This is a genomic window from Acidovorax sp. 99 (assembly GCF_003096455.1).
In the GTDB taxonomy this organism is placed as follows: Bacteria; Pseudomonadota; Gammaproteobacteria; order Burkholderiales; family Burkholderiaceae_C; genus Acidovorax; species Acidovorax delafieldii.
Genome location: NZ_QEKU01000001.1, coordinates 1,358,283 through 1,385,000 on the forward strand (window position 1 = coordinate 1,358,283; position 26,718 = coordinate 1,385,000).

Here is a 26,718-nt window from a genome sequence, read left to right on the forward strand (position 1 = left end):
CGTTGTGGCTCTTTCAAGCGGTTTTCTGTTCTTCCAGGCCCAGCTGGTCCTTCATCTCGTCGCGGATCTTGAACTTCTGGATCTTGCCCGTCACCGTCATCGGAAAGCTGGTGACAAAGCGGATGTAGCGCGGCACCTTGTAGTGCGCAATCTGGCCCTTGCAGAAGGCGCGGATGTCGTCCTCGGTGGGCTGCGTGCCGGGCTTGGCGATGATCCAGGCACAGAGTTCTTCGCCGTACTTCTGGTCGGGCACGCCCACCACCTGCACGTCCTGCACCTGCGGGTGGCGATACAAAAATTCTTCGATCTCGCGCGGGTAGATGTTCTCGCCGCCACGGATCACCATGTCCTTGATGCGGCCGACGATGTTCACATAGCCCTCGGCATCCATGGTGGCCAGGTCGCCGGTGTGCATCCAGCCGCCGTCGTCGATGGCCTCGCGGGTCTTGGTCTCATCGCCCCAGTAGCCGTGCATGACGGAATAGCCTTTGGTGCAGAACTCGCCGCGCTGGCCGACGGGAGCGATGGCGCCCGTGTCAGGGTCCACGATCTTCACCTCCAAATGCGGCTGCACCTGGCCCACGGTCGATACGCGCTTGTCCAGCGGCGTGTCGGTGCTGCTTTGGCAGCTCACGGGGCTGGTCTCGGTCATGCCGTAGGCGATGGTGATTTCGCGCAGGTTCATCTGCTCCACCACACGCTTCATCACCTCGGTGGGGCAGGGCGAGCCCGCCATGATGCCTGTGCGCAGCGTGCTCAGGTTGAACTCGGCAAAACGCGGGTGGTCCAGCTCGGCGATGAACATGGTGGGCACGCCGTGCAGGCCGGTGCAGCGCTCGTCCTGCACCGTCTGCAGCACGGTGATCGGGTCGAATCCGTCATTGGGGTACACGATGGCAGAGCCATGCGTGAGGCAGGCCAGGTTGCCCAGGACCATGCCAAAGCAGTGGTACAGCGGCACGGGGATGCACAGCCGGTCTTCGGGCGTGAGCTTCATGCACTCGCCAATGAAGAAGCCGTTGTTCAGGATGTTGCGGTGCGTGAGCGTGGCCCCCTTGGGGAAGCCCGTGGTGCCGCTGGTGAACTGGATGTTGATGGGGTCGGTGGCCTTGAGCGCGGCGGCGATGTGCGCCAGGCGCGGGTCTGCCGCGTTGCCGCGTGCCATCAAATCGGTGAAACGCATCAGACCCGGTTCGTCGGCGCCCTGCCCCGCCTCATCGATCCACACCACAGTGTTCAGGTGGGGCAGCTTCACAGAGCCCAGCTGGCCTGGCTGCTGGTGGTGCCACTCGGGCGCCAGCTCGCGCAGCATGCCCAGGTAGTCGCTGGTCTTGAAGCGGGCCATGGTCACCAGCAGCTTGCAGCCCACCTTGTTCAGGGCGTATTCCACCTCAGACGTGCGGTACGCCGGGTTGATGTTGACCAGCACCAAGCCCACCTGGGCGGTGGCCAGCTGCATCAGCACCCATTCGGCATTGTTGTGCGACCAGATGCCCACGCGGTCGCCAGGGGCGAGCCCCATGCCCAGCAGCGCGCTGGCCAGGCGGTGCGCCTCGGTCTGCAACTGGGCATAGGTATAGCGGCGGCCCTGGTGCACGCTGACCAGCGCCTCGCGCTCGGGCTGGCGGGCCACCATGTCGGCAAAGAAGGCGCCGATGGTCTGCTCGATCAGGGGAACATCGGTGGCGCCACGGGCGTAGCTCTCCACCAGTGGTGCGGATTGTGTTGCGGCTGCAGTCGTCACGGGTTTGTCTCCTCGGTCATCCGGCCAGCGCGGGCAGAGCACGCGTGGCAAGCCATTCGAAAGCATAGGCAAGCATAGAAGCCCACGGCCCGGCCGGGTTGCCACAATGGTTGCAAATCGTGCCACGGCTGGCACACTCTGTAACGTGAAATCACCTGCCTCTATCGCCCACCGCCTGCCTGCTTCCGCCACAGCCCCCGCAGCGACGCCCATCGCACCGGCGGCCACGCCCATCGCGTTCGTGCGCGCCATTGCTCTGGCCTATGAACGGCGCGGCATGAGCCCCGAACGCGCCCTGGCCCAGGCACAGATTGCGCCGCAGCTGCTGCAAGACGACAGCGCCCGCATCACCGCCTGGCAGATGGAACAGATCTCCGACGCCGCCATGCAGGAGCTGGACGACGAAGCCCTGGGCTGGTTCAGCCGCCGCCTGCCCTGGGGCAGCTACGGCATGCTGGCGCGCGCCAGCATCAGCTCGCCCACGCTGCAGGTGGCCCTGGCCCGCTGGTGCCGCCACCATGGCCTGCTGGCAGACGACATTGCGCTGCACCTCACCACCCAGGGCGACACCGCCACCCTGGCCATCACCGAGGCCCGCGACCTGGGCGCGCTGCGCGAGTTCTGTCTGGTGTCGGTACTGCGCAATGCCCACGGCCTGGCCTGCTGGATGGTGGACTCGCGCATCCCCCTCATCGCCGCCGAGTTTGCCTTTGGTGCGCCCCCGCATGCCGATGCCTACGCCGTGCTGTTCCGTGGCCCCGTCACCTTCCACGCGCCACGCACCGCCATTCACTTCGACGCCCGCTACCTGCACCTGCCCCTGCGCCGGGACGAGCAGGCCCTGCGCCAGATGCTGCAACACGCCCTGCCCCTGACGGTGCTGAACTACCGCCGCGACCGCCTGCTGGTGCAGCGCGTGCGTCAATTGCTGGCCGCGCCCCTGCCAGGCCAGCCTGCGCACGCCCTGCCCCAGCACAGCGCCGAATCCCTGGCCGCGCTGCTGCACGTATCGCCGCGCACACTGCACCGGCAGCTGAAGGAAGAAGGCGCCACGCTGCAGGGCCTGAAAGACGAGGTGCGCCGCACCCGCGCGGTGGAGCTGCTGCACCGCACGCAACGGCCCATCAAGCAGGTGGCGGAAGCGGCGGGGTTTGATAACGAGAAGAGTTTTATCCGGGCGTTTAGGGGGTGGACGGGGCAGTCGCCGGCAGAGTTTCGGAGGGCGGTGCAGCTATGAGCCGAAGAAAAATGTACGGGCATCAGTAGATTCAAGACCATGACCAAGACAGACACACTAACGGGAACCTTAGAGCCGAGCGCCCTGATGACCTTCTACGAAGCACATTTCGGCCTAACTGCATCAATTCTTCAAAGAATAGGCGCCTTCGCAGTCGCGTGGGGAATGTTTGAAAATCAACTGGAATTGGCAACCTTAGTTCTTCTGGACGAAGAACTAGAAGTAGGGCAACGTCCATCAACAGACAGTCTTCAAGCAAGCGACTTGATTTCTCGCTTTAGAAGGGCAGGTGCGTCTTTTGGTCCTGTGTTTACTGAGGCCTGCGATGAACTAGCGAGCGCAGCCGCCGATTTGCTGATTTTTCGAAACACGATCATGCACGGCATGGCGATTCCTCCGCCCGCAGGCGGGCCTAAGTTCGCAAAAAACACTGCTTGGTTCGGAGAGAAACGGAAGCGTCCTTTTGCGGAAGCTCAGGTTAGCGAAAGGCTGCTTGACCTAGCCATCCAATGCACCAGCACCCTTTACACACAGAGCGTTTTTCTACAGATTGCAGCACGCTCCGAAAAGGGAGATCAGCACGCAATCGCATCCGACGCTATCGCCCCACTGATGAATTCGAGAAGCGCTGCTGATAAGTTGCGGCGCGAGACCAGCTAGTGATTTCTGGACTTACGCCACCTAACTCGTACGCAATCCCCATGCTCCACCTCCACCACTGCGTTAGCGCCCGTTCCTTCCGCCCCCTGTGGATGCTCGAAGAACTGCAACTCCCCTACCAGCTCCACATGCTGCCGTTCCCGCCCCGTGCCAAGGCGCGGTGGTTTCTGGAAGAAAACCCGCTGGGCACGGTACCGCTGCTCGTCCAAGGCGATGTCCGCATGACCGAATCCGCCGCGATGTGCCAGTACCTCGCGGCCACGCACCCGGATGCGGGGCTGGACGTGGCGCCCACGCACCCGGCGTATGGCGCTTACCTGAACTGGCTGCACATGAGCGATGCCACACTGACCTTTCCGCAGACGCTGGTGCTGCGCTACGGGCGCTTTGAACCGGCAGAGCGCAAGCAACCGCAGGTGGTGGAGGACTACAGCCGCTGGTTTCTGGCACGGCTGCGCGCCGTGGAGACGGCGCTGGTCCATGGCACCAGCGACTACCTGTGCGCAGGCCGCTTCACGGCGGCGGATGTAGCGGTGGGTTATGCGCTGCTGCTGGCGCAGCACCTGGGGCTGAGTGCGCAATTTGGCCCGGCCACGCATGCCTACTGGCAGCGGCTGCAGCAGCGGCCCGGTTACCAGCGGGCGATGGTGGCACAGGTGCGTGCCGCTGAAGAGCAAGGTGTGCCCACCACGCCTGCACCCGATACGCAGCCCTGAGAACCTGTTCAAAGTCTTTTTGCGATCGCGCGGGGTGCCGCAAACAGGCTCTGCGGTCAGCAGCCCAGCAGCTCTGGCAACTCCGCCATGCTGCGAAACACGTGCTGCGCGCCCGCAGCCCGCAGCGCGGCGCCGTCATCCAGCGGCGCGTAGGCAAACACTGTGGCCCCGGCCGCCACGCCAGCAGTCACGCCGGTCACTGTGTCTTCGACCACCGCGCAGCGCGTGGGCACGGCCTGCAGCGCTGCAGCGGCGGCAAGGTACACATCGGGCGCGGGCTTGGTGGCGGGCATTTCGTGGCCGCTGAAAATGCGGCCTTCAAAGTAAGGCGCCAGGCCCACCTTGGCCAGCTGCATCTCGACCTTGAAACGGTCGGCCCCCGAGGCACAGGCAATGCGCCCGTCGTGGTGGGCGTGCACACGCTCGACAGCGCCATGGATGTGCTCGATGGCGGTGAGCTGCGCCTCCAGCGCGGCGTTGCGGCGTGCGTAGAAGGCCGACATCCATTCGTCGGTCAGCGGGCGGCCGGTGTGGTGCTCAATGCGCGCGGCCTCGCTGCGCACCATCTTGCCGATGAAAAGGCGCATGCACTCTTCCGGCGTCAGCACCCACCCGGCCTCGGCCAGCATGTCGCGCAGCACGCCGTTGGTGATGGGCTCGCTGTCCACCAGCACGCCGTCACAGTCAAACAGGATTGCTTCAAATTTCATAGCTATCAAGGCATATTGCACTAGCGCTTGAGGTGGTTTTGGCTTGAATTTCAGCCATGGAGGTCTCCATCGACATAGAACCAGCGCCCCTCCTCGCGCACAAAACGGCTGGTCTCGTGCAGGCGCACGGCGCGTCCAGCGACACGGTAGCGGGCCACAAACTCGACCACGGCGTGGTCGGCGTCGGTGGCGACGTATCGGCGCACGTCCAGCCCGAGCCATTTGGCCCCCGCATCAAAGTCGAGCGTGGCCGGGCGCGTGCTGGCGTGCCAGGTGGCCTGCAGGTAGTCGGCCCGCTCGCACGCAAAGGCGGTGTAGCGCGACCGCATGAGGCTTTCGGCATCGGGGGCGGCCATGGCATCCAGCCCAGGTGCCGCCAGGTAACGGCCGCAACAGCTGGCGAAGGGCAAGGGGGTAGCGCTTTTGCCCTTGCTGCCCCCCGGGCCCGCAGGCGCCAGGCGCCCGCAAGGGCAGGGGTCGTTAGGCTGTGGCAAAGGCATCGTGACGTCTCTCAGCGCAAGGCACCAAACACCTTGCGCGCGATGGCGCTGCCGGCGGCGGCCGGGTCCTGGCGGATCTTGCGCTCTTCTTCGCCAATCATGAGGTACAGGCCGTCCAGCGTCTTGCCGGTGACGTACTGCGCCAGGTTGGCGTCTTCGGCCTTCAGCAGGCCAAAACTCGCGGCCTTGCCCGCGAAGGCGTTGTATTTCTGCGTGAGGCCGACTTTCTCGGTGGCCTGGTTCACCACCGGCAGAAAGCGCTGGCCCAGTGGCGTGCGCGTCTTGTCGGCAAAAAAGGCGGTCACCGAGTTGTCGCCGCCGGTGAGGATGTTCTTGGCATCGGTCACCGTCATGTTCTGCACCGCGCCCACCAGCAGGTCCTTGCCCATGGGCACGGCCGCTTCGGCGGCGCGGTTGATGGACACCACCAGCTCATCGATGCGCTTGCCCTGGCCCAGCGACTTCATCACCTTGGCGGCGTCGTCCAGGTAGCCCGGCAGGCCGATGCGCACCTTGGGGTTGCCCAGAAACCCGTCGTTGCGGCCCAGCAGCGACACCGCCGCCTGCGCGCCCTGGGTCAGCGCGGCCTTGAGGCCGCTGGAGGCGTCGGCATTGGTGAGGTCGCCCAGCGACAGCGCCCAGGCGTGCTGCGCAGTGGCGCACAGCAGCGCCCCCATGAGGCTGGTTTGGTGGAATTGGCGGCGTTGCATGGGGCGGTACTTTCGATGGGGGCAGCAGAGGAGGCCCGCTCGGCCGCCACTGCAATGAGGGCGCACTGTGCCGGAGCCGTGCGGGGGATTGCCCGGGATTTTCGCTCAGCGAATGAGGGGCAAGCCGCAGGCCGTAGACTGGCCCCACCCAAGCATCCAACAAGGAACCTTGCAATGTGGCAAATGAGTGTGCCGTGGTGGGAGTTTGTGCTGCGCGGCGTGGTGGTGTATCTGTTCTTGCTGGTGTTCATGCGCCTGTCGGGCAAGCGGCAGACAGGGCAGTACGAGCCGTTTGACCTGATCCTGCTGTTGATCCTGTCGAACGCGGTGCAGAACTCGATGAACGCGGGCGACAACTCGCTCGTGGGCGGGCTGATCTCTGCCAGCACGCTGATGCTGCTGCATGTGGCGCTGGCGCGGCTGGCGTTCCACTTCCCGCGCATCGGGCGCTGGGTGGACGGCAAGGCCCAGGTGCTGATCCACCAGGGCGAGCTGAACCAGGCGCTGATGCGCAAGGAGCTGCTGACCCGCGACGACGTGGAGGCCGCACTGCGCGCCGGTGGCTGCCTGCACGCGCACGAAGTGGAACGCGCCACCATCGAGACCAACGGGCAGATCACCGTGGTGCTGCGCCGCCGTGGCGAAGAGGGCTGAGCCGCCCCGCGCCCACTCCAACAATCTGCGCCCCCCATAGGCCCTCACAACACACGCGACCCGATATGACTGCACTGAACGTTCTGGGCACCATGCTGATGCCCTGCTCCTACGACCCGCTGACCGGCTACTACCGCGATGGCTGCTGCAACACCGACGAGCACGACCACGGCACCCACGTGATCTGCGCACGCATGACACAGGCGTTTCTGGACTTCTCGCTGTCGCGGGGCAACGACCTCATCACCCCCCGGCCCGAATACCGGTTTGCAGGACTCAAGGCCAACAACCGCTGGTGCCTGTGCGCCCTGCGCTGGAAGGAAGCCTACGAGGCGGGTGTGGCACCGCCGGTGATCCTGGAATGCACCCATGCCCGCGCGCTGGAGTTTGTGACGCTGGCGCAGTTGCAGAGCGCGGCGCTGTCCAGCAGCTGACCGTTCTGACAAGCGCGGGGCGCACTCCGGGCCGGGTGCGCCACCCCTTGCACCCTACCTCTGTCGGGTTGCCGGTGATTGGCTGCACGGCGAAAGATCAGGACTTTGTGTTCCTCCCTTTCGCTGCACATGCGGCCACATCCGTCACCATGACTATCACCCTTTCTGTCCAGCAACGGCGCGCGCGTGCCGCTGCCACCCCGCCCCGTTCAACCACCCCGCTGCGCCTGTGCGCAGTCAGCGCTGCCGTGGCCGCTGCTGCACTACTGAGCGGCTGCGAGACCACCAACATGCGCATGGGCAGCGCCGATGCCAAGACCGTGGCCACCGGCAGCGCTGCGGGCGGAGCCTCTACCGGCGCCAGCGACTCGCTGGAGCGTTGCGAAAGCCCGCTGGGCACCGTCTCGCTGATCGAAAACCAGCAGGCTGGCTGGTACACCATCCTGCGTGACCAATACCGCCTGCCGCCCACGGCCAACCTGCTGCGTCTGCTGGTGCAGCAGTCCAACTGCTTTGTGGTGGTGGAGCGCGGCGCCGCCGGCATGAACGCGATGACGCGCGAGCGCGCGCTGATGCAGTCGGGCGAAATGCGGCAGGGCAGCCAGTTTGGCCAGGGGCAGATGGTGGCCTCGGACTATGGCCTGTCGCCCGAAATCGTGTTCCAGAACAACAACGCAGGCGGTGCCTCCGCATCGCTGGGCGGCCTGGTCGGTGGCCGTGCGGGGGGCCTGCTGGCAGCCATCGGCGGCAACATGAACACCAAGGAGGCCAGCGCGCTGCTCACGCTCATCGACAACCGATCCGGTGTGCAGGTGGCGGCGTCAGAAGGCAGTGCCGCCAAGACCGACTTTGGCGCCATGGGGCAACTGCTGGGCGGATCGGGCGGCGCGCGCATGGGCGGCTACTCCAACACGGCCGAAGGCAAGGTGATTGCGGCCGCTTTCATGGATGCGTTCAACCAGATGGTGCAGTCGCTGCGCAACTACCGCGCCCAGACGGTGAAGGGCCAGGGCCTGGGGGGTGGCGGGCGGCTGAGTGTGGACGGCGCCGCACCGCCCTCGCAGACATCGGCCGCGCGTGCTGCCGCGCAAAACAATGGAGCCACCGCAGGACTTTCGCTGCGCGATGCGCAGGCCCGCCTGAACGAGCTGGGCTATAACGCGGGCACGCCCGATGGCGCCATGGGCGGCAAGACGACGGCAGCGCTGCGCGCCTTTCAGAAGGACAAAGGGCTGCCCACATCCGGGCGGCTGGATGCGGCCACGGCGGCGGAACTCGCTCGCTGAAGCCTGAGGGATGCCCCGGGGACACCGGGGCGGGTGGCCCTGCAGCAATGGGCGCGCTCCAACACAAAGCGGATCACATCCGAGCAAAGAAAAGCCCCCGCAGCAACTTCGCTGCGGGGGCTTTGGGTTGGTTGGGGGGCCACACGGCCCCCAGCACTCAGTTTTGCGTGTAGCAGGTCTTGGCAGGCAAGACGGTGTCCACGTAGCTCTCCACGCTGGCCGTCGTCGGGAACGCGGTGGGTATCTGATCGCCAAAGATGCACAGGCGGGGCCCCTTGCGTGCCCAGACAGCGCGCGATGTCAGGCCCGACGGCTGGGTCCACAGCCCCCAGAAAGCGGTCAGCGTGGCCGTACTGCCGTTGCGGTCGAACGCTATATTGCCCACATCGGTCAGCGGACCTGCAACGGTGCCCGTGCCGGAACAGCTGGCGTCGGCATAGGTCACCACACCAATCTGCCCCGTCACGCGGGTGTCGCTCTGGCGGGTGATGCGCCACAGCGAGCGTCCCCAGGTTCCTGGCCGCACCACCACGCACAGCTCCTGCTTCCAGTCGCCCTCCGGCAGCCCCAGCGCCGCCGTCGCGCAGCTCACGTCCACCGAACTCACATTGGCCGACCCTACCGTGCCCGTTCCGTTGCGCACCGTGCAGCTCTGGCCCGAAGGCTGCGTGCGCACCGTGATGGCGTAGGCCGTGCCACCCGCCAGTGCCGTGCCGAACGTGAAGCCGCCGTTGCTGGACACCGACAGATCGTCGCGCCCGTTGTTCTGCAGCACCACAGCGCCACCCGCCAGGCCGCTGACCGAGCCGCCCACCGTGTAGGTGGCAGCCGCCAGGTTTTCGCAGCGCACCTGCACGTTGCTCACGTTGGCAGTGGCTGTGCCGGTGCCTTCCGTCACCGTGCAGCGCTGCCCGCTGGGCTGGGTCTTCACGGTGACGGCATAGGCAATGCCGTTGTCCAGACGCGTGACGAACACGAAGTTGCCATTGGCGTTCACCGTCAGGTCGTCCTTGCCGGCGTTCTGCAGCGTCACCGTTTTGCCAGCCCCCAGGCCGCTGACCGCGCCGCCGATACTGAATGCGCCAGCGCTGGGCGGAGGCGTGCCGTTGTCGTCATCACCGCCGCCACAGCCCACCAGCAAGGCAGCAGCCAGGCCCAGGGGGGCCCAGCGGAAGATAGGTCGTGCAGAGTGCCAGGTGCGCCCGGCACCCGTTGCGCTGGCTTGTCGTGTCATGAACAGAAACCTCGTGATGGTGAATGGAGCGCGGATTCTGTGCAGCACCCCATCCCGTGCGAAACCCTACGCTAGTAGGGTTTGCGCGCCGCCCATCCTGCTGAACACTTGGCAGAATTTGCCCGCAGGCATACCTTCTGGCACCGGCATCCCGCCGGGTTGCGCCCCCTCCACCACCGCATGTCCTCCACCTCTCAGTACGCGCTCATCCTTGACGACCATCCGTTGGTGGCACACGGCATGGCCGAATTCCTGCGCGCGCGACTGCCGCAGATGGACGTGGTGGTGGCCGCTGGGGCAAACGACCTTCTGCGCTGGGTGGACACGCGGGGCACACCGGCCATCGCGCTCATCGACTTCTGGCTGGCAGAAGGCGCCGCCGTGGGCCTGATCGCCCAGGTGCGCAGCTACTGCCCCGGAATGCCCATCGCGGTGATCAGTGGCGACGATGACCCCGCCGTGATGGACCAGGCCCGACAGGCAGGCGCGCAGGGCTTCATCCACAAACAAGCGGCGCCTGAAACCTTCGGTCTGGCGGTGGAGGCCTTGCTGAGCGGGCTGGTCTGGTTTGAGCCGGGCCATCCGGGCAGCCAGCCGCTGCGCAGCCGCGACCTGCCGGTGACACCGGCCGAGCTGGGGCTGTCTGTCCGGCAGGGCCAGATCCTTGCGCTGGTGCTGCAGGGGCTGCCCAACAAGCGCATTGCATCGCAGCTGGATATTGCAGAGAGCACCGTGAAGGAGCACGTGACGGGCATCCTGGAGCGGCTGCGGGTGCGCACACGGGTCGAGGCCATCACCCTGCTGCGCGGGCGTCGGCTGGAGCTGCCCTGATGCGCCTCGTCCGGGCTGTGGTGCTGGTCGCGGCCTTGTGCCTGCAGACGACATTGCCCGCGAGGGCGCAGGCACTGAACCCGGACCTGGCCGAGCTGGACCGGCTGCAAAACCTGTCGCAACGCAACAGCGCCGAAGCCGTGCAGGCGCTGCAGGCCGCCGCGGCACGTTTTGCCAACGCGGCCGATGCCGCGACCCGGCGCACTTACTTGGCGGCGCTGACAGACGCGGCCTTCGAGACCGGGCAGACAACGGAGGTGACCGAGGGCATTGCGCAGCTGAAGGCGCTCGCCGCTGCGCAGAAAGATCCGTCGTCGCAGGTGCTGGCTGTCTGCTTCGAGGCCCGGCAACTGGCCGTGGCGGGAAAAACACGCGCCGGACTGGACGCACTGGCGCGCGAAGCGGCCGCCGCCGAGCGCGCACCCGACCCCTGGGTGCGCTGGCTCTACCACCTGACGCTGGGCGCCCTGCACAGCGGCAACGGCCAGTTCGAAACGGCGATGACCCACCTGCTGCGCAGCCTGGAACTCTCGCGCACGCTGCCACGCCAGGCGGCCACGTCTGAGCTGCGGTCGCGCACCCACCTGGAGCTGCTGCACTTCGACATGAAGAACCCGGACCGGGCGCTGCAAACCATCCGCGAGACGCTGCCCCTGGCCGAAAAGCTGGACGCCCGGCAGGCGCTGGGCTGGCTGCACCTGCACCGTGGGAATGTGGAAAACGTGCAGGGCAACCTCGACACCGCCGTGGCCGCCTACCGGCAGTCCTTGCAGATCGCTCGCGCTGGAGGGCTCACCGGGCTCCAGGCCACGGCGCTGAACAACCTGGGCGACGTCCTGCTGCAGCGCAAGGCGTATGCCGCGGCCGAGCCCGTGATGCGCGAGGCCCTGGCCGCGTACCGCAATGCACACGAGCTGAACGGGGCCGCAATGGCGCAGGCCAATCTGGGCTTTGCACTCATGGGCCAGGGCCGCATTGCGGCTGGCGTGCACGAGGTGGAGGCGGGCATCCGGTTCGTGCACGAAGCAGGCTCCCTGCCCATGGAAGAGCAGTTGCTGGGCGAGCTGTCGCGCATGTACGAGCAAGCCGGCCTGTACCGCGAGGCCATGGCCACCACCCGCAAGCAGCAGGCGCTGGCCAAGGAACTGTTCCATACCGAGCGCGACCAGGCTGTGACGACCTTGCAGGAGCGCTTTGACAGCGCTGAACGGCAGCGCCAGATCGAGCAGCTGGCGCAGGCCAACCGGGTACAGGATGCCGAGCTGCGCGTGCGCCGCATGCAGCAGATCGGACTGGCGGCTGCGGTGGCACTGGCACTGCTTGCAGCGGGCGCCAGCTTCTGGCTGTACCGCCGCACGCGCACTGCCAACGAGGCCCTGGCCGAAGCCCGGCGCCAGGCGGAAGGCGCCCTGACCGAGAAAAACCTGTTCCTCGCCACCGCCAGCCACGACCTGCGCCAACCCGTGCACGCCATGTCCTTGATGGTGGAGGCGATCAACCTGCGCAATACCGACCCGGTCCTGCGCCCGCTGGTGGCCGACCTGCGCACCAGCATGCAGGCCATGAGCCAGCTGTTCAATGCGCTGCTGGACCTGTCGCGCCTGGAGTCGGGGCAGCCGCTGGGCCACAAAGCCGCCGTGGACCTTGGCGCCCTGCTGGCGGACGTTGTGCGCCTCTTCCGCGAGCAAGCCAGCCTCGGCGGCCTGACCCTGCGGCTGCGGTTGCCGCGCCGTGGCGCCACCGTGTGGGCCGAGCCGGTGCTGCTGCGCCAGGCGCTGGCGAACCTGGTGCAGAACGCCATCCGCTACACACCGCAGGGCAAGGTGCTGGTGAGCGCACGCGCACGCGGCGGTGACTGGCTGGTGGAGGTGCGGGACACGGGCATTGGCATCGCCCCCGCCGATCAGGCCCGGGTGTTCAGCCCCTACTACCGGGGAGCGCGGGCCGACCAGATGGACGACGCGGGGCACGGCCTGGGCTTGGCTGTGGTGGCGCGGTGCGCCGAGCAGTTGGGGGCGGCGTACGGCGTACGTTCGCTGGCGGGACAGGGTTCGCGCTTCTGGCTGCGGCTGCCAGCCCATGTGGCACCCGATGCAGGCACGTCCACCGCCCCCGCAGCGGCACACCGCCAGTCCATCGTGGACCGTCCGCTGCAGGGCCAGTGCCTGGTGCTGGACGATGACCCCCAGGTGCTCAAGGCCTGGCGCGCCATGCTCGAAGCCTGGGGCGTGACGGCAGCCTATGCCACCACCGGGGCCGAAGCCCATGGCCGGCTGGACGAAGGCATGGTGCCAGATGCCATCTTCTGCGACCAGCGACTGCGCTCGGGCGAGAGCGGCTTTGACATCCTGCGCACGCTGCTGGCACGCTGCCCTGCCGCCCGCGGCGCGATGGTCAGCGGCGAGTTCGACGCGCCCGCCTTGCGGGACGCCGAGGACGAGGGCTACCTGGTGCTGCGCAAGCCGGTGAACCCTGCAGAGCTGCATGCGGTGCTGGTGCAGTGGCTGACTCATGGCAAAAGCCAGCGGGAACAGCACCCCGTGCCCTTTCAATAGCCCCTTCCACGGCACCGGCCGTCCGCCAGCGGTGCACCGCCCGTCTGCCCGCTGCACGCAGCAATCCCCAGCCCCCCTACCATCCGCAGCCATCGACCGGCGACGCCGACACGCTGGCAAGTCATATGAGGAGGGAGCCACACCATGACCACCACCGGGACCACCCCACCGCCCGGCCAGCCCCGCTGGCTGTACCAGGCGCAGGATGCGCAAGGCCGCCCCACCGAGGGCTTCGTGCATGCCCAGACGGCCGAAGAAGCCATGCAGGCCATTGCGGCGCTGCAGCAGCCCCCGCTGACCCAGGTGCAGCTGCACACCTCGGGGCTGTATGCCCGTGCGATGACCGAGATGGCGGACGACGCACTGGGCACCCTGGACGTGAAGGCACTGCGCCAGCTGGCGCGCGACCAGATCGAAGCGCAGCAGAACCCCGGCCTGTGGACCACGCTGCGCCAGCTGCTGCGCAACAACCGTACCTGGCTGCTGGTGTGCGCGGCCCTGGTGGCGCTGGCCGTGTGGCGCCAGTGGAGCCCATGGGTGCAAGGAATTCTGGTACTGGCCATGCTGGCGCCGCTGGGCGTCTTTGCCTACATGCACCAGTTTCAGCGCACGTACCAGCAGATGCTGCACGCGCACGCCACGGGCGACCTGCCCCGCCTCGAGGTGCTGGCCCAGCGGCTGGCCCGCGCGGCCGAACGGCATGCGTTCTTGCGGCAGCCCGCCTGGGACGCCGCCGTGCGCATGGCCTGGTTCGAGGCGCGCGCCGAAGGGGTGGACGCCGCCATCCTGCGCTTGCGCATCCACCCCATGCGCCCGGCGGACGAAGGCGAATTCTTGGCCCGCATCTATACCTTGCCCCTGGCCACGGGCGACCATGCGGGCTTTACCGCCCGCCTGCGCGAGCTGATGGCGCAGCGGCCGGGAGAGCCCACTCTGCAGTTGGACCTGGCCCTGGGTGAGGCCCGCGCGGGCCACACCGACGAAGCGCAGCGCCTCGTGGACACGCTGCAGCCCGCCATGCTGCCACCCCACGGGCAAGCGTTCATCGACTGGGTGCGGGGCATGATTGCGCTGCGCGACCCGGCCCGGGCGGGCGAGGCCGCCAGCCACCTGGGCAAGGCGTGTGAGCAGTTTCTGGGGCTGGTGCGCAAGGCCCCGGGCGCCTGGCCCTCACTGGCCGTATGCACCTGCGACTACGCACTGGCCCTGGCCTGGAGCGGGCGCGCCGAAATGGGGCGCACCGTGTTTGCCAGCGTGCAGCCAGTGGCCCGGCACCACGCCGAGCCCGAGCGGCTGGCGCTGCTGGAGCGCGAGTTACGCCTCAGGGGCTGAGCGTTGTGGACCGCACCCGAAAGGCCTCCTGCACACCACAGGCCGGGCACCGTGGCGCGCAGGCTCAGAGGCTGAGAGTTTTTTAGCCGAGCCCGAAAGGCGCGCGAAAACGCCTCGGATCGAGGCGCAAAGCACAGCCATAGCTCGGGCTATGGCGAGCATTTGCAACGAAGAGCCGGGGCGTTTTGGCGTGCAAGGCGGACATGGATCAAAGACTCTCAGCCTCTCAGGCCAGCGCGCGCTGGATGATGATCTTCTGCACGTCGCTCGTGCCTTCGTAGATCTGGCACACGCGCACGTCGCGGTAGATGCGCTCCACCGGGAAGTCGTTCACCACGCCGTAGCCGCCCAGCGTCTGGATGGCGGCGCTGCACACGCGCTCGGCCATCTCGCTGGCAAACAGCTTGGCCATGGCGGCTTCCTTCAGGCAGGGCTTTCCGGCATCGCGCAGCGCGGCGGCGTGCCAGATGAGCTGGCGCGCGGCCTCGATCTGCGTGGCGCAGTCGGCCAGGCGGAAACCCACGGCCTGGTGGTTGAAGATGGCGGTGCCGAAGCTTTCGCGCTCTTTGGAATACGCCAGCGCCGCGTCGAACGCGCTGCGCGCCATGCCCACGCTTTGCGCGGCGATGCCGATGCGGCCGCCTTCGAGCGCGCCCAGGGCGATCTTGTAGCCCTCGCCCTCGGCACCGATCAGGTTCTCGGCGGGGACGCGGCAGTTGTCGAAGTTGATCTGCGCCGTGTCGCTGCTGTGCTGGCCCAGCTTGTCTTCCAGCCGCGCCACCACGTAGCCGGGGCTGCTGGTGGGCACGAGGAAGGCGCTCATGCCCTTCTTGCCCGCGCCCTTGTCGGTGACGGCGATGACGATGGCCACATGGCCGTTCTTGCCGCTGGTGATGAACTGCTTGACCCCGTTGATCACGTATTCGTCGCCCTGCTTCACCGCCGTGGTGCGCAGGGCGGAGGCGTCGGAGCCCACATGTGGCTCGGTCAGGCAAAACGCACCCAGCATTTCGCCACGCGCCAGCGGCGTGAGCCAGTCGCGCTTTTGCTGCGCGTTGCCGTAGCGCATGAGGATGGCGTTAACCGGGCAATTGGTCACGCTGATGGCGGTGCTGGTACCGCCATCACCGGCGGCGATCTCTTCGAGCACCAGCGCGAGCGTGAGGTAGTCGAGGTGGGCGCCGCCAAACTCTTCGGGCACGCAGATGCCATACGCGCCCAGCGCGGCCAGGCCCTGGTGAGCCTCCTTGGGGAAGTGGTGTTCCTTGTCCCAGCGTGCGGCATTCGGCCACAGCTCGGTCTGTGCAAAGTCGCGCACCGCGTCGCGGATCATTTCCTGGTCTTGGGTCAGCAGCATGGGAGTGTCTCCAGAGTCGTTGTTCAAAAATTCGGGGGCTTGGTGGCTTGCGCACTACCAGTGGGCAGCGCGGCGGCCGTCGTAGTGCAGCAGGCGGCCCTTGTCGGCAGCGGTCACGCTGGCCAGCGTGCTGCGCAGGCCGCGCACACTGTCTTCGACCGTCAGCGGCGCACCGCCGCCGCCCATGTCGGTCTGCACCCAGCCGGGGTCGATGGTGACCAGCGTGGCGCCGGGGTAGTCGTGCTGCGCGGCGGCCACGGCCATGTTCAGCGCGGCCTTGCTGGTGCGGTACAGCCACGAGCCGCTGTTCGGCACACTGCCGATCTGCGACATGGAGGACGACAGAAACGCAAACACGCCACCCGCATCCGCCACCAGGGGCGCCACCTGCGGAATGGCCTGCATGGCGCCCAGCACGTTGGTGTGCATGACGGCGTCAAAGTCCTGCCGCGTGGGCGGGGTGAGCGCGTTGGGGCGGCGGATGACGCCGGCCACATAGAGCGCCAGGTCCAGCTTTTCGCCGTCGAGCTGCCAGGCCAGGCCGCTTACGCTGGCGGGGTTGGCCACATCGACGGTGAGCGCCTCGGCGCCCAGCGCCAGCACGCGTTCGCGGCCAGCGTCGTCGCGCACGGTGGCGATCACGCGGCGCCCGGCGTCGGTGTACTGGCGCACCAGCTCCAGGCCGATGCCCCGGGACGCGCCGATCACGAGTATGGAGTTCATTTTCAAGCCCAATGTGCCGCAAGCGCTAGTACATCATGCGCCAGCAGCTATCAATTCAGGAGTAAACAAAACAGCGACATCCACTCAGGCAGACAGGTAGCCGGCGTACTCGAAATAGCCCGACCACGCGGGGTCGTACGCCACCTTCAGCTCCAGCGATGCCGCCTCGTCGCGCAGCAGCAAGGGCGCCAGCGTCTGTTTGGCCAGTTGCTCGTCGCTCACGTAGTACAGCGCCTGCCGGCGGCCCGCGCGCATCAGCGTCAGCACCAGAATGCCCAACTGCGGCACTTGGAGCAGCGTGGCGGCTTGCTCGTGCAGGTCTTGCACGGCGGTCAGGGTGTCGCTGTCGGGCACCGCCAGGTCCACGGTGAGGGCGTAGGCCAGGTCGGCCCGCATGGCCACAGCGTTGGCACTGGTGTTGACCATGACCACGCCGGTCTCGGGCGCGTCTTCGCTGTCGATGTCGTCGGGTGGCAGCTCGTTGCCGTCTTCGTCGATGGGGCAGTCAAACTGCAGCTCCAGCCCGTCCCACTCGGCCTCGCCTGTAGGGAAGTGGCCGGTGCGGCCCAGGGTGTCGGTCCAGTAGCGATCGAACACCGGGGGCAGCTGGCTCAGCGGCACCCAAGGTGTGTGGGTGTCGCCGGGCTCGCCCACAAAGTCCACCGCGCCCACCTTCACGGCAAAGTCGTACTCGCCCAGCACATGGTCGAGCATGATGAATGCCATGTTGCGCGCATGGTCCTGGTAGTCGCTGGGGATCTCGCGGCCAAAGCGGATCTCCAGCGCCGCCTGCCCGCCATCCTGCTCCAGCGCCACCAGCACTTCGGCGGTGGCCAGCTCAAAGCCTTCCATGCCGATGGGAAAGTCCGGCTGCGTGGTGCGCTCGCGAAACGCACGCACGCGGTAGTGCGGCAACGCGGGTGCGGCCGCCACCACCTGCGCCAGCAACGGAAACCGTTCGATGCTGCCGTGGGCCGTGACAATGAGGTCCACCACCGCATCGGCATCGTCGCCAGACATCTCCAGCGCCAGGCCTTCCAGGTGCTGATCGATCAGCGCATTGGCCGCCCCCACGCGCTCGCGCAGCGGCTGGGCCTGGAGCGATGCCTGGGCATCCGAAAACGCGCGCCAGAAGGCGCCGATGGCGGGAGAGGGAGTTGTCATCGCGGTCCTTGTACAAAGTCGGGGATCATCCCATCTCCAGCCAGCGGCCTCAGACGAGTTCCAGCGCCACGGCCGTGGCCTCGCCACCGCCGATGCACAGCGTGGCCAGGCCCTTGGTCAGGCCGCGCGCCTTGAGGGCATGGATCAGCGTGACCATGATGCGCGCACCGCTGGCGCCGATGGGGTGGCCCAGTGCGCAGGCGCCACCGTTCACGTTGACCTTGTCATGGGGCAGGTCCAATTCCTTCATCAACGCCATGGGCACCACGGCAAAGGCTTCGTTGATCTCCCACAGCTGCACGTCGCCCACTTGCCAACCGGCCTTGGCGAGTGCCTTTTGTGTGGCGCCCAGGGGGGCGGTGGCAAACCACTCGGGCTCCTGCGCATGGGTGGCGTGGCTCACGATGCGGGCGACGGGCTTGCAACCCAGCTTCTTCGCGGTGGACTCGCGCATCATCACCAGCGCCGCAGCGCCGTCGTTGATGCTGGAGCTGGAGGCGGCGGTGATGGTGCCGTCCTTTTTGAACGCGGGCTTCAAGGTGGCGATCTTCTCGAGCTTGACCTTGCCCGGGCCTTCGTCCACGGACACCACGGTCTCGCCCGCACGGGTCTTGACGGTGACGGGCACGATCTCGGCCGCGAAGGCGCCCGACTCGGTGGCCGCCTTGGCGCGCTGCACGCTGGCGGTGGCAAACGCGTCCTGCTGCTCGCGCGTAAAGCTGTACTTGGCCGCGCAGTCTTCGCCAAAGGTGCCCATGCTGCGGCCCGCTTCGTAAGCGTCTTCCAGGCCGTCGAGCATCATGTGGTCGAAGATGCGGTCGTGGCCCAGGCGGTAGCCGCCGCGGCCCTTTTGCAGCAGGTAGGGGGCGTTGGTCATGCTTTCCATGCCACCCGCCACCATCACGTCGTGCGTGCCGGCCAGCAGCATGTCGTGCGCCATCATCGCGGCCTTCATGCCGGAGCCGCACATCTTGCTGAGCGTGACGGCGCCCGCGCCCTTGGGCAGGCCGCCTTTGAACGCCGCCTGGCGCGCGGGTGCCTGGCCCTGGCCGGCCATCAGACAGTTGCCAAACAGCACTTCGCCCACGGCGTCGGGCGAGACACCGGCACGCTCGATGGCGGCCTTGATGGCGGCACCGCCCAGGTCGTGCGCGGCCAGGCTGGAGAAGTCGCCCTGCAACGAGCCCATGGGGGTGCGTGCAGCGCCGACGATGACGATGGGGTCTTGGATGGACATGGTGAAGGTCTCCTGGGTAAGGGTCAGAGGAAAAAAAGGGGATCACAACCCGTGACTGGCGGGCCGGTCAACCCACCGCAGCGCGCTGCGCAAAGCGCCGCTCCGGGTCGTAGGGGAACACATCGAGCATCTGGCCGGCCTGGATGCGCTCCTTGTGCGACTGCCAGAACGCGGCGTCGAGCAGGTCGGCGTGGTGCTGCATGAACACCTCGCGCACCGCGTCGTTGCCCAGCAGGAAGGGGCCAAAGGTTTCGGGGAACACATCGCGCGGACCCACGCTGTACCAGACCTCGCCGCTCATCTCTTCTTCCTCGTTGCGCGGCGTGGGCACGCGGCGGAAGTTGCAGTCGGTGAGGTATTCGATCTCGTCGTAGTCGTAGAACACGACCTTGCCGTTGCGCGTGACACCAAAGTTCTTCCAGAGCATGTCGCCGGGGAAGATGTTGGCGGCCACGAGGTCCTTGATGGCGTTGCCATATTCGATGACGCTGTGCTCCATCTGCTGGCGCGCACGCGGGTCGGTGAGGCCGGTGTCAAAGGCCTCTTGCAGGTAGATATTGAGCGGGATCATGCGCCGCTCGATATACAGGTGCTTGATGATGACTTCGGTCTGGCCGTCGCCATCGCGGTCGCTGATTTCGAGCTGGCTAGGGGCGAACTTCTCGATCTCGGCAATCAGCGCATCGTCGAAGCGGTCGCGTGGGAAGGCGACCTCGCTGTACTCCAGCGTGTCGGCCATGCGGCCCACGCGGTCGTGCTGCTTGACCAGCAGGTACTTGGCCTTGATCTGCTCGCGCGTGGTTTCCTTCTGGTGTGGGAAGTAGTCCTTGATGAGCTTGAACACGAACGGGAAGCTCGGCAGGTCGAACACCAGCATCACCATGCCCTTGATGCCCGGCGCGATGCGGAACTGGTCGCTGGAATGCTTGAGGTGGTACAGGAAGTCGCGGTAGAACAGTGTCTTGCCTTGCTTGGCCAGGCCCAGGGCGTTGTAGATCTCGGCCCGCGGCTTGCGCGGCATGAGGCTGCGCAAAAACTGCACGTAGGCGCTGGGGATCTCCATGTCCACCATAAAGTAGGCGCGGGCAAAGCTGAACAGCATCTGCATGTCGTCTTCGCCGAACAGCGCGGCGTCGATGGTCAGCTTGCCGCTGTCGTCGTGCAGGATGGGCAGCGCTAACGGCACTTCATTGAAGCCGTTGATGATCTTGCCCACCACATAGGCGCCCTTGTTGCGAAAGAACAGGCTGGTGAGCACCTGGATCTGGAAGTTGGTGCGCAGCCGCACCTTGTCGAGCCGGCTGCGCATGGCGCCCACCACGCAAGCGGTGTCACGTGGCAGGTCGGCAAATTCGCGCTGCAGCTGGAAGTTCTCGACGATGGCCTGGAAGGTGTCGCCCAGCGTGTCGCGCGTGGGGTAGTAGGCGCGGTAGGTGGGCCGCGCGGCAGGCTCGTCGTTCTCGATGTATTCGGTGCTGACCGCAGGCCGCACAAAGATGAAGTCGTTGTGGAAATGCGTGCGGTGCAGGATCTTGGTGGTGACCGAGTTGAAGAAGGTTTCGGCCAGCTCGGGCTGGTGGTGGTTCACCAGCAGCCCGATGTAGTGCAGCTTGACCTGGTGCCACACATCCATCGGCTGCGCGCCGGCCTCGAACTCTTTTTCCAGGCGGCGCACACATTCCTTCACCCGCAGGTCGTAGAACTCGATGCGCTCGCGCTGCGCCCGCTGCTGGCCGTGCCAGTCAGCGGTTTCAAAACGGTGTTTTGCGCGCGCGGACTCGGTGCGGAACAACCGGTAATGCCGGTTGAAGCCGTCCATCATGGCCTTGGCAATGCCGTAGGCCTGGGGCGCATCAAGGCGTTGCGGGAACATGGTGGCGGGCCTATTGGCTTCTTCGTCAGCGCAACCGTCGCTCGGCAGACACAGGGCGGCGGCAGGCCTATTGCCGCCGGGTTGCGGCCACCCCGGCAATTGCCGCCTTGTACAGCGATTCGAGGCCTTCGGTGCTGTCCACGGACATGTGCAGGTTGTTGATCAGCCCATCCTTGAGGCCATAGCACCAGCCATGCAGCGTGACCTTCTGGCCCCGGCCCCAGGCGTCCAGCATCACGGTGGTCTGTGCAATGTTCACCACCTGCTCGATGGCATTGAGCTCGCACAGCACGTCGTGGCGCCACTCAGGCGCGGTGGCGGCGATCAGGTCGCGGTGGCGGTCACGCACGTCCTGCACATGGCGAATCCAGTTGTCGGCCAAACCCACGCGCGTGCCCTCCAGCGCGGCCAGCACACCGCCGCAACCGTAGTGGCCCACCACCATCAGGTGCTCGATGCGCAGCTGGTCCACCGCATACTGGATGGTCGACAGGCAGTTGAGATCGGTCGGCACCACCACGTTCGCCACATTGCGGTGAACGAAGACCTCACCAGGCTCCAGCCCGGTGATCTGGTTGGCGGGCACCCGACTGTCGGAGCAGCCGATCCACATGTACTTGGGCTTCTGCTGCGCCAGCAGGCTGGTGAAAAAGCCGGGCCGCTCGCGCTCCATCTGGGCCGCCCAGGCGCGGTTGTGAACAAACAGGTCGTCGATGGAGGAAGGCATGGGGTCCTTGGTGTGTGAGGGTTGGTCGATCAGTTGTCGCAGGTCAGCAGGTTTCGGCAAACAGCTCGCGGCCAATCAGCATGCGGCGGATCTCACTGGTGCCGGCACCAATTTCGTACAGCTTGGCATCGCGCCACAGGCGGCCCAGCGGGTACTCGTTGATGTAGCCATTGCCACCATAGATCTGCACGCCTTCGCCGGCCATCCAGGTGGCCTTTTCGGCGCACCACAGGATCACGCTGGCGCAGTCCTTGCGGACCTGGCGCACGTGGTCTGTGCCCAGCATGTCGAGGTTCTTGGCCACAGTGTAGGCAAACGAGCGGCCCGCCTGCAGCACGGTGTACATGTCGGCCACCTTGCCCTGGATGAGCTGAAACTCGCCAATGCTCTGGCCAAACTGCTTGCGGTCGTGAATGTAAGGGATCACGCTGTCCATCACGGACTGCATGATGCCCAGCGGGCCGCCGGTCAGCACCGCGCGTTCGTAGTCCAGGCCGCTCATCAACACCTTGGCACCGTTGTTCACGCCGCCGAGCACGTTTTCCGCAGGCACCTCGACGTCCTGGAACACCAGCTCGCCCGTGTGGCTGCCGCGCATGCCCAGCTTGTCGAGCTTTTGAGCAATCGAGAAGCCCTTCATGCCCTTCTCGATCAGGAAAGCCGTGACACCGCGTGCGCCCATTTCAGGCTCGGTCTTGGCATACACCACCAGGGTGTCCGCATCGGGGCCGTTGGTGATCCACATCTTGCTGCCGTTGAGCAGGTAGTAGCCGCCCTTGTCCTCGGCTTTGAGCTTCATGCTGATCACGTCGGAGCCCGCGCCGGGCTCACTCATGGCCAGCGCGCCCACGTGCTCGCCGCTGATGAGCTTGGGCAGGTACTTGGCCTTTTGTGCCTCGTTGCCGTTGCGGTTGATCTGGTTCACACACAGGTTGCTGTGGGCGCCATAGGACAAGCCCACCGACGCACTGGCGCGGGAGATTTCTTCCATCGCCACCATGTGGGCGAGGTAGCCCATGGCGGCGCCGCCATATTGCTCGGGCACCGTGATGCCGAGTACGCCCAGATCACCCATCTTCCGCCACAGGTCCATGGGGAATTGGTCGTTGCGGTCAATCTCGGCCGCGCGGGGAGCGATCTCTGCCTGCGCGAAGTCGCGCACGGCATCGCGCAGGGCATCGATATCTTCGCCCAGCTGGAAGTTGAGGCCGGGAAGGTTGGCGGGAATGCTCATGGGGTTTGTCTCCTCGTAGAAGGTAGGGAAATGGGCAGGGCTCAGCCCTGGATGCTGTCGCGTCCGGTGACCGCCATGAGAGTGCACCCCATGGTGGCGACCAGCTTTTCTTGGTTGCCGTCGATAGCGAAGGCTCGGCCTTCGCAGACGGTGATGGTGCGGCCGGGCTTCAGCACCCGTCCTTCCATGCGGAATCGCTCGCCTTTGGCAGGGGCCAGCAAGTTGATCTTGAATTCGATGGTGAGCACGGCGGCATCGGCCGCCATGAGGGTGAAACCGGCATATCCGCAGGCCGAATCCAGCGCGGTGGACACCATGCCCGCATGGAGAAAACCATGCTGCTGGGTCAGGGCGGCTGCCCAGGGGAGTTCAATGTCTACAGCACCTGGCGCCACCAATCCCAGCGACGCGCCAAGCGTCTGCATGGCACCTTGTCGCGCAAAGCTGTCGCGCACGCGGTCGGCAAAGTCGATGCAACGCGGCTCAAAGGGGGGCGTGCTCACTCCAGTCTCCTAATTTACGTTTACGTAAACGTCAATTATGGATCAATTTTGCTTTTCTACCTTGGCCAGTAGCGTGCGCGCCTCTTCTTCGTGCTCGCGCACCTCTTCCAGGTTGGCCTGCAGATCGGCCATTTGCTCTTCGAGTTGTTTGCGATGGACCACCAGCACGTCCAGAAACTTGCGGAGCTGTACGCCGGTATCGCGTGGGCTGTCATAGAGGTCGATGATCTCCTTGGCCTCCGTGAGAGACAGTCCCAGGCGCTTGGCCCGCAACGTCAGGCGCAGCCGCGTGCGGTCGCGTGCGCTGTACACCCGGTTGCGGCCGGCGGCGCCGGTGCGTTCAGGCTGCAGCAAGCCCATGTCTTCATAAAAACGGATCGCCCGGGTGGTGAGATCGAACTCTTTGGCAAGGTCGCTGATGGTGTAGGTATTGGCCATGGTGGGTGCTGCACACAGCAGTATCGGTTTCGCACAGGAGACAGCCGGGTGGCGGCAGCTCCCTACAATGCATCGAATGCATGACGTTTACGTTAACGTCAATGCTAACCCATCACACCGCCTCCATGAATCCACTTGAACACCAGATCCACTACCCGCTCGGCGACGCGCTGCCCGTTGAGGGCGCCATCTTGGACGTAGCGCCTGGAGTGCACTGGATCCGTATGGGCCTGCCCTTTGCCCTGGATCACATCAATCTGTGGCTGCTGCGCGATCGCCAGCCGGATGCTGGCGGTGTGCTGGTGGACGGGTGGACCGTGGTGGATTGCTGCATCGACAGCGCTGCAAGCCGCGCACAGTGGGAGCAGATATTTGCGAACTGCCTGGAGGGCTTGCCCATTCTTCGCGTCATCGTGACCCACATGCACCCAGACCATATCGGGCTGGCACATTGGCTGTGCGAGCGCTGGGATGTGCGCTTGTGGATCAGCGCCACGGACTACAACGTAGCGCGTGTCGCCGTCTATGACCCGCAGGGGTTTGGCGGGGAAGCAGGGGCCGATTTTTATGCGCTGCACGGTGCACAAGAACCGTCTTTTTTGGACCATGTGCGAGGACGCGCGTCGTATTTTCCGACCCTGGTCCCTGCTCTCCCACCCCGTTTTCGACGAATCATGGATGGAGACACGCTGAACATCGGGGGCCGCGCCTGGCGTTGCATCAGCGGCTACGGCCACGCGCCTGAGCACATGGCATTGTTTTGCGCTGAGCTGACCACCTTGATCAGCGGAGACATGGTGTTGCCGCGCATCTCCACCAATGTCAGTGTCCACGCCAGCGAGCCAGAGGCCAACCCGCTACAGCTGTTCTTGACTTCGCTCTTGCGGTATCTGGATCTACCAAAAGACACCTTGGTGCTTCCATCGCATGGCAAGCCGTTTACAGGCCTGGGCACGCGCGTTGCACAGCTACAAGACCATCACCGCGAGCGGCTCACTGAGATTTTGCAAGCCGCGCACAGCCGCGCACTAAGCGCTGCGGATACTTTGCCAATTCTGTTTCAACGCCAGTTGGACACCCACCAGATGACTTTTGCTATGGGTGAGGCGCTGGCACATCTTCATCATCTGTGGATGGATGGCAAGCTGGAGCGCTTTCTCGACCCAGCCGGGGTTCAGAGATTTCGCGCACCGAACGGTGGATAACCGCACCCAATGCGTGGCCGACCAGCGCTTATTGAGCAGCAATCAAATAGCACACTCAGCCGCGCTGATAGATGGTAATCAATGCCGGTAAGGCGTGTGAGTCGATGCAGGAGCCTGGGTGGTACAGGTACTTTTGTGTGCCTGGAAAGCAAAAAACCCCAGTCATAACTGACTGGGGTTTTCTGGGCTGTAAGAGCCTGACGATGACCTACTTTCACACGGGAACCCGCACTATCATCGGCGCAAAGTCGTTTCACTGTCCTGTTCGGGATGGGAAGGAGTGGGACCAACTTGCTATGGTCATCAGGCATAACTTGGTGCTGGGCAGTTTTTGTGAACTGCCTGGCGAATTCATAGAGTCTGGAATCAGATGTTTGTGTTTTGACTGCGTCTAACTTGGCATAACAGACTTTGAGCTTCACGCTGTGAGCGTGTTGGCTATCAAAGTTATAGGGTCAAGCCGCACGAGCAATTAGTATCAGTTAGCTTAACGCATTACTGCGCTTCCACACCTGACCTATCAACGTCCTGGTCTTGAACGACTCTTTAGGGGGCTCAAGGCCCCGGCAGATCTCATCTTGAAACGAGTTTCCCGCTTAGATGCTTTCAGCGGTTATCTCTTCCACACTTAGCTACTCGGCAATGCCACTGGCGTGACAACCGATACACCAGAGGTGTGTCCACTCCGGTCCTCTCGTACTAGGAGCAGGCTTCCTCAAATCTGCAGCGCCCACGGAAGATAGGGACCAAACTGTCTCACGACGTTTTAAACCCAGCTCACGTACCTCTTTAAATGGCGAACAGCCATACCCTTGGGACCGGCTACAGCCCCAGGATGAGATGAGCCGACATCGAGGTGCCAAACACCGCCGTCGATATGAACTCTTGGGCGGTATCAGCCTGTTATCCCCAGAGTACCTTTTATCCGTTGAGCGATGGCCCTTCCATACAGAACCACCGGATCACTATGTCCTGCTTTCGCATCTGCTCGACTTGTCAGTCTCGCAGTTAAGCACGCTTATGCCATTGCACTATCGTCACGATGTCCGACCGTAACTAGCGTACCTTCGAACTCCTCCGTTACGCTTTGGGAGGAGACCGCCCCAGTCAAACTGCCTACCATGCACTGTCCCCGATCCAGATAATGGACCTAGGTTAGAACCTCAAACACACCAGGGTGGTATTTCAACGTTGGCTCCATGAGAACTAGCGTCCTCACTTCAAAGCCTCCCACCTATCCTACACAGATCTGTTCAAAGTCCAATACAAAGCTACAGTAAAGGTTCATGGGGTCTTTCCGTCTTTCCGCGGGGAGATTGCATCATCACAAACATTTCAACTTCGCTGAGTCTCAGGAGGAGACAGTGTGGCCATCGTTACGCCATTCGTGCAGGTCGGAACTTACCCGACAAGGAATTTCGCTACCTTAGGACCGTTATAGTTACGGCCGCCGTTTACTGGGACTTCAATCAAGAGCTTGCACCCCATCATTTAATCTTCCAGCACCGGGCAGGCGTCACACCCTATACGTCCACTTTCGTGTTTGCAGAGTGCTGTGTTTTTATTAAACAGTCGCAGCCACCGATTTTTTGCAACCCCGTTGGGCTCCCTCTGTACGAGTTCACCTACTTGGGGCATACCTTCTCCCGAAGTT

Annotated in this window: 24 protein-coding genes and 2 rRNA genes (1 of these 26 cut by a window edge); 10 read left to right on the top strand and 16 right to left on the bottom strand. The window is 65.0% G+C overall.

What is annotated here, in order from left to right:
* Nucleotides 1–13: 13 nt before the first annotated feature.
* Complete coding sequence (locus C8C95_RS06340; protein WP_116748037.1) at nucleotides 14–1,744, bottom strand: AMP-binding protein; 1,731 nt, start codon at nucleotides 1,742–1,744, stop codon at nucleotides 14–16.
* A 106-nt stretch (nucleotides 1,745–1,850) separates the two neighbouring features.
* On the opposite strand from C8C95_RS06340, the gene C8C95_RS06345 reads away from it, so the two are divergent.
* From C8C95_RS06345 to C8C95_RS06350, 3 genes are read left to right on the top strand one after another with little or no spacing between them, the layout of a single operon-like run.
* Nucleotides 1,851–2,981: an AraC family transcriptional regulator gene (locus C8C95_RS06345; RefSeq protein ID WP_243415644.1), complete on the top strand. Its 1,131-nt coding sequence runs from the start codon at nucleotides 1,851–1,853 to the stop codon at nucleotides 2,979–2,981.
* Between the two features lie 39 nt (nucleotides 2,982–3,020).
* Nucleotides 3,021–3,641, top strand: coding sequence for a hypothetical protein (locus C8C95_RS23485; protein ID WP_133246212.1), 621 nt, complete (start codon nucleotides 3,021–3,023; stop codon nucleotides 3,639–3,641).
* 41 nt (nucleotides 3,642–3,682) lie between these two features.
* A complete protein-coding gene (locus C8C95_RS06350) occupies nucleotides 3,683–4,357 on the top strand; it encodes a glutathione S-transferase family protein (protein ID WP_116748038.1) in 675 nt (224 codons plus the stop codon).
* 56 nt (nucleotides 4,358–4,413) lie between these two features.
* On the opposite strand, the gene C8C95_RS06355 is transcribed toward C8C95_RS06350, so the two are convergent.
* From C8C95_RS06355 to C8C95_RS06365, 3 genes are read right to left on the bottom strand one after another with little or no spacing between them, the layout of a single operon-like run.
* On the bottom strand, nucleotides 4,414–5,067 hold the full coding sequence (locus tag C8C95_RS06355) for an HAD family phosphatase (protein WP_116748039.1): 654 nt from the start codon (nucleotides 5,065–5,067) through the stop codon (nucleotides 4,414–4,416).
* Between the two features lie 50 nt (nucleotides 5,068–5,117).
* Nucleotides 5,118–5,567 carry a YchJ family metal-binding protein gene (locus C8C95_RS06360; protein WP_116748040.1) on the bottom strand — a complete coding sequence of 150 codons (450 nt, stop codon included), beginning with the start codon at nucleotides 5,565–5,567 and terminating at the stop codon, nucleotides 5,118–5,120.
* Between the two features lie 11 nt (nucleotides 5,568–5,578).
* Entirely contained in the window at nucleotides 5,579–6,277 is a 699-nt protein-coding gene (locus tag C8C95_RS06365; RefSeq protein WP_099729207.1) for a DUF4197 domain-containing protein, read from the bottom strand.
* A 174-nt stretch (nucleotides 6,278–6,451) separates the two neighbouring features.
* On the opposite strand from C8C95_RS06365, the gene C8C95_RS06370 reads away from it, so the two are divergent.
* The 3 genes from C8C95_RS06370 to C8C95_RS06380 all read left to right on the top strand — a co-directional run bounded on the left by C8C95_RS06370 (nucleotide 6,452) and on the right by C8C95_RS06380 (nucleotide 8,651).
* Nucleotides 6,452–6,931 carry a YetF domain-containing protein gene (locus C8C95_RS06370; protein WP_056057813.1) on the top strand — a complete coding sequence of 160 codons (480 nt, stop codon included), beginning with the start codon at nucleotides 6,452–6,454 and terminating at the stop codon, nucleotides 6,929–6,931.
* Nucleotides 6,932–6,996: 65 nt separating this feature from the next.
* Nucleotides 6,997–7,365 (top strand): DUF2237 domain-containing protein, encoded by a 369-nt coding sequence (locus tag C8C95_RS06375; RefSeq protein ID WP_056057809.1) that lies wholly within the window; start codon nucleotides 6,997–6,999, stop codon nucleotides 7,363–7,365.
* Nucleotides 7,366–7,514: 149 nt separating this feature from the next.
* Nucleotides 7,515–8,651, top strand: a complete 1,137-nt coding sequence (locus C8C95_RS06380; protein ID WP_243415645.1) for a peptidoglycan-binding domain-containing protein — start codon at nucleotides 7,515–7,517, stop codon at nucleotides 8,649–8,651.
* A 157-nt stretch (nucleotides 8,652–8,808) separates the two neighbouring features.
* On the opposite strand, the gene C8C95_RS06385 is transcribed toward C8C95_RS06380, so the two are convergent.
* On the bottom strand, nucleotides 8,809–9,885 hold the full coding sequence (locus tag C8C95_RS06385) for a hypothetical protein (RefSeq protein WP_116748041.1): 1,077 nt from the start codon (nucleotides 9,883–9,885) through the stop codon (nucleotides 8,809–8,811).
* A gap of 180 nt (nucleotides 9,886–10,065) precedes the next feature.
* Here C8C95_RS06385 and C8C95_RS06390 point away from each other — a divergent pair, with 180 nt between their 5' ends.
* From C8C95_RS06390 to C8C95_RS06400, 3 genes are all read left to right on the top strand, one after another.
* Entirely contained in the window at nucleotides 10,066–10,716 is a 651-nt protein-coding gene (locus tag C8C95_RS06390; protein WP_116748042.1) for a response regulator transcription factor, read from the top strand.
* Nucleotides 10,716–13,271: an ATP-binding protein gene (locus tag C8C95_RS06395; protein ID WP_116748043.1), complete on the top strand. Its 2,556-nt coding sequence runs from the start codon at nucleotides 10,716–10,718 to the stop codon at nucleotides 13,269–13,271. The genes C8C95_RS06390 and C8C95_RS06395 overlap by 1 nt, the downstream gene beginning before the upstream one ends.
* A gap of 144 nt (nucleotides 13,272–13,415) precedes the next feature.
* Nucleotides 13,416–14,603 (top strand): hypothetical protein, encoded by a 1,188-nt coding sequence (locus tag C8C95_RS06400; RefSeq protein WP_116748044.1) that lies wholly within the window; start codon nucleotides 13,416–13,418, stop codon nucleotides 14,601–14,603.
* Nucleotides 14,604–14,829: 226 nt separating this feature from the next.
* Here C8C95_RS06400 and C8C95_RS06405 read toward each other — a convergent pair whose 3' ends face one another.
* The 9 genes from C8C95_RS06405 to C8C95_RS06445 all read right to left on the bottom strand — a co-directional run bounded on the left by C8C95_RS06405 (nucleotide 14,830) and on the right by C8C95_RS06445 (nucleotide 23,859).
* Nucleotides 14,830–15,960, bottom strand: coding sequence for an acyl-CoA dehydrogenase family protein (locus C8C95_RS06405; RefSeq protein WP_116748045.1), 1,131 nt, complete (start codon nucleotides 15,958–15,960; stop codon nucleotides 14,830–14,832).
* 54 nt (nucleotides 15,961–16,014) lie between these two features.
* The gene (locus C8C95_RS06410) at nucleotides 16,015–16,683 is read right to left on the bottom strand and encodes an SDR family oxidoreductase (RefSeq protein ID WP_116748046.1); all 669 of its coding nucleotides are present in this window, start codon (nucleotides 16,681–16,683) and stop codon (nucleotides 16,015–16,017) included.
* Between the two features lie 84 nt (nucleotides 16,684–16,767).
* Complete coding sequence (locus C8C95_RS06415) at nucleotides 16,768–17,847, bottom strand: DUF695 domain-containing protein (protein ID WP_116748047.1); 1,080 nt, start codon at nucleotides 17,845–17,847, stop codon at nucleotides 16,768–16,770.
* A 49-nt stretch (nucleotides 17,848–17,896) separates the two neighbouring features.
* Complete coding sequence (locus tag C8C95_RS06420; protein WP_116748048.1) at nucleotides 17,897–19,084, bottom strand: acetyl-CoA C-acyltransferase; 1,188 nt, start codon at nucleotides 19,082–19,084, stop codon at nucleotides 17,897–17,899.
* A gap of 67 nt (nucleotides 19,085–19,151) precedes the next feature.
* Nucleotides 19,152–20,957 carry a bifunctional isocitrate dehydrogenase kinase/phosphatase gene (gene aceK / locus C8C95_RS06425; protein WP_116748049.1) on the bottom strand — a complete coding sequence of 602 codons (1,806 nt, stop codon included), beginning with the start codon at nucleotides 20,955–20,957 and terminating at the stop codon, nucleotides 19,152–19,154.
* Between the two features lie 67 nt (nucleotides 20,958–21,024).
* Nucleotides 21,025–21,684, bottom strand: a complete 660-nt coding sequence (can, locus tag C8C95_RS06430) for a carbonate dehydratase (protein WP_056057784.1) — start codon at nucleotides 21,682–21,684, stop codon at nucleotides 21,025–21,027.
* Nucleotides 21,685–21,727: 43 nt separating this feature from the next.
* A complete protein-coding gene (locus C8C95_RS06435; RefSeq protein ID WP_116748050.1) occupies nucleotides 21,728–22,918 on the bottom strand; it encodes an isovaleryl-CoA dehydrogenase in 1,191 nt (396 codons plus the stop codon).
* Nucleotides 22,919–22,959: 41 nt separating this feature from the next.
* Nucleotides 22,960–23,421 (bottom strand): PaaI family thioesterase, encoded by a 462-nt coding sequence (locus C8C95_RS06440; protein WP_056743734.1) that lies wholly within the window; start codon nucleotides 23,419–23,421, stop codon nucleotides 22,960–22,962.
* Between the two features lie 42 nt (nucleotides 23,422–23,463).
* Nucleotides 23,464–23,859, bottom strand: a complete 396-nt coding sequence (locus C8C95_RS06445; RefSeq protein ID WP_056057775.1) for a MerR family DNA-binding transcriptional regulator — start codon at nucleotides 23,857–23,859, stop codon at nucleotides 23,464–23,466.
* Nucleotides 23,860–23,984: 125 nt separating this feature from the next.
* Here C8C95_RS06445 and C8C95_RS06450 point away from each other — a divergent pair, with 125 nt between their 5' ends.
* Complete coding sequence (locus C8C95_RS06450; protein ID WP_116750162.1) at nucleotides 23,985–25,064, top strand: MBL fold metallo-hydrolase; 1,080 nt, start codon at nucleotides 23,985–23,987, stop codon at nucleotides 25,062–25,064.
* Nucleotides 25,065–25,259: 195 nt separating this feature from the next.
* Here the strand turns inward: C8C95_RS06450 and rrf are convergent.
* Nucleotides 25,260–25,372 (bottom strand): 5S ribosomal RNA (rrf, locus tag C8C95_RS06455).
* 143 nt (nucleotides 25,373–25,515) lie between these two features.
* A 23S ribosomal RNA gene (locus tag C8C95_RS06460) occupies nucleotides 25,516–26,718 on the bottom strand (it continues 1,676 nt past the right edge of the window).

Excerpts from the sequence above, each read along its gene's own strand:
- C8C95_RS06345 (WP_243415644.1), top strand. The coding sequence starts at position 1,851 with ATGGTTGCAAATCGTGCCACGGCTGGCACACTCTGTAACGTGAAATCA.
- C8C95_RS23485 (WP_133246212.1), top strand. The coding sequence starts at position 3,021 with ATGACCAAGACAGACACACTAACGGGAACCTTAGAGCCGAGCGCCCTG.
- C8C95_RS06350 (WP_116748038.1), top strand. The coding sequence starts at position 3,683 with ATGCTCCACCTCCACCACTGCGTTAGCGCCCGTTCCTTCCGCCCCCTG.
- C8C95_RS06355 (WP_116748039.1), bottom strand. The coding sequence starts at position 5,067 with ATGAAATTTGAAGCAATCCTGTTTGACTGTGACGGCGTGCTGGTGGAC.
- C8C95_RS06360 (WP_116748040.1), bottom strand. The coding sequence starts at position 5,567 with ATGCCTTTGCCACAGCCTAACGACCCCTGCCCTTGCGGGCGCCTGGCG.
- C8C95_RS06365 (WP_099729207.1), bottom strand. The coding sequence starts at position 6,277 with ATGCAACGCCGCCAATTCCACCAAACCAGCCTCATGGGGGCGCTGCTG.
- C8C95_RS06370 (WP_056057813.1), top strand. The coding sequence starts at position 6,452 with ATGTGGCAAATGAGTGTGCCGTGGTGGGAGTTTGTGCTGCGCGGCGTG.
- C8C95_RS06375 (WP_056057809.1), top strand. The coding sequence starts at position 6,997 with ATGACTGCACTGAACGTTCTGGGCACCATGCTGATGCCCTGCTCCTAC.
- C8C95_RS06380 (WP_243415645.1), top strand. The coding sequence starts at position 7,515 with ATGACTATCACCCTTTCTGTCCAGCAACGGCGCGCGCGTGCCGCTGCC.
- C8C95_RS06385 (WP_116748041.1), bottom strand. The coding sequence starts at position 9,885 with ATGACACGACAAGCCAGCGCAACGGGTGCCGGGCGCACCTGGCACTCT.
- C8C95_RS06390 (WP_116748042.1), top strand. The coding sequence starts at position 10,066 with ATGTCCTCCACCTCTCAGTACGCGCTCATCCTTGACGACCATCCGTTG.
- C8C95_RS06395 (WP_116748043.1), top strand. The coding sequence starts at position 10,716 with ATGCGCCTCGTCCGGGCTGTGGTGCTGGTCGCGGCCTTGTGCCTGCAG.
- C8C95_RS06400 (WP_116748044.1), top strand. The coding sequence starts at position 13,416 with ATGACCACCACCGGGACCACCCCACCGCCCGGCCAGCCCCGCTGGCTG.
- C8C95_RS06405 (WP_116748045.1), bottom strand. The coding sequence starts at position 15,960 with ATGCTGCTGACCCAAGACCAGGAAATGATCCGCGACGCGGTGCGCGAC.
- C8C95_RS06410 (WP_116748046.1), bottom strand. The coding sequence starts at position 16,683 with ATGAACTCCATACTCGTGATCGGCGCGTCCCGGGGCATCGGCCTGGAG.
- C8C95_RS06415 (WP_116748047.1), bottom strand. The coding sequence starts at position 17,847 with ATGACAACTCCCTCTCCCGCCATCGGCGCCTTCTGGCGCGCGTTTTCG.
- C8C95_RS06420 (WP_116748048.1), bottom strand. The coding sequence starts at position 19,084 with ATGTCCATCCAAGACCCCATCGTCATCGTCGGCGCTGCACGCACCCCC.
- aceK (WP_116748049.1), bottom strand. The coding sequence starts at position 20,957 with ATGTTCCCGCAACGCCTTGATGCGCCCCAGGCCTACGGCATTGCCAAG.
- can (WP_056057784.1), bottom strand. The coding sequence starts at position 21,684 with ATGCCTTCCTCCATCGACGACCTGTTTGTTCACAACCGCGCCTGGGCG.
- C8C95_RS06435 (WP_116748050.1), bottom strand. The coding sequence starts at position 22,918 with ATGAGCATTCCCGCCAACCTTCCCGGCCTCAACTTCCAGCTGGGCGAA.
- C8C95_RS06445 (WP_056057775.1), bottom strand. The coding sequence starts at position 23,859 with ATGGCCAATACCTACACCATCAGCGACCTTGCCAAAGAGTTCGATCTC.
- C8C95_RS06450 (WP_116750162.1), top strand. The coding sequence starts at position 23,985 with ATGAATCCACTTGAACACCAGATCCACTACCCGCTCGGCGACGCGCTG.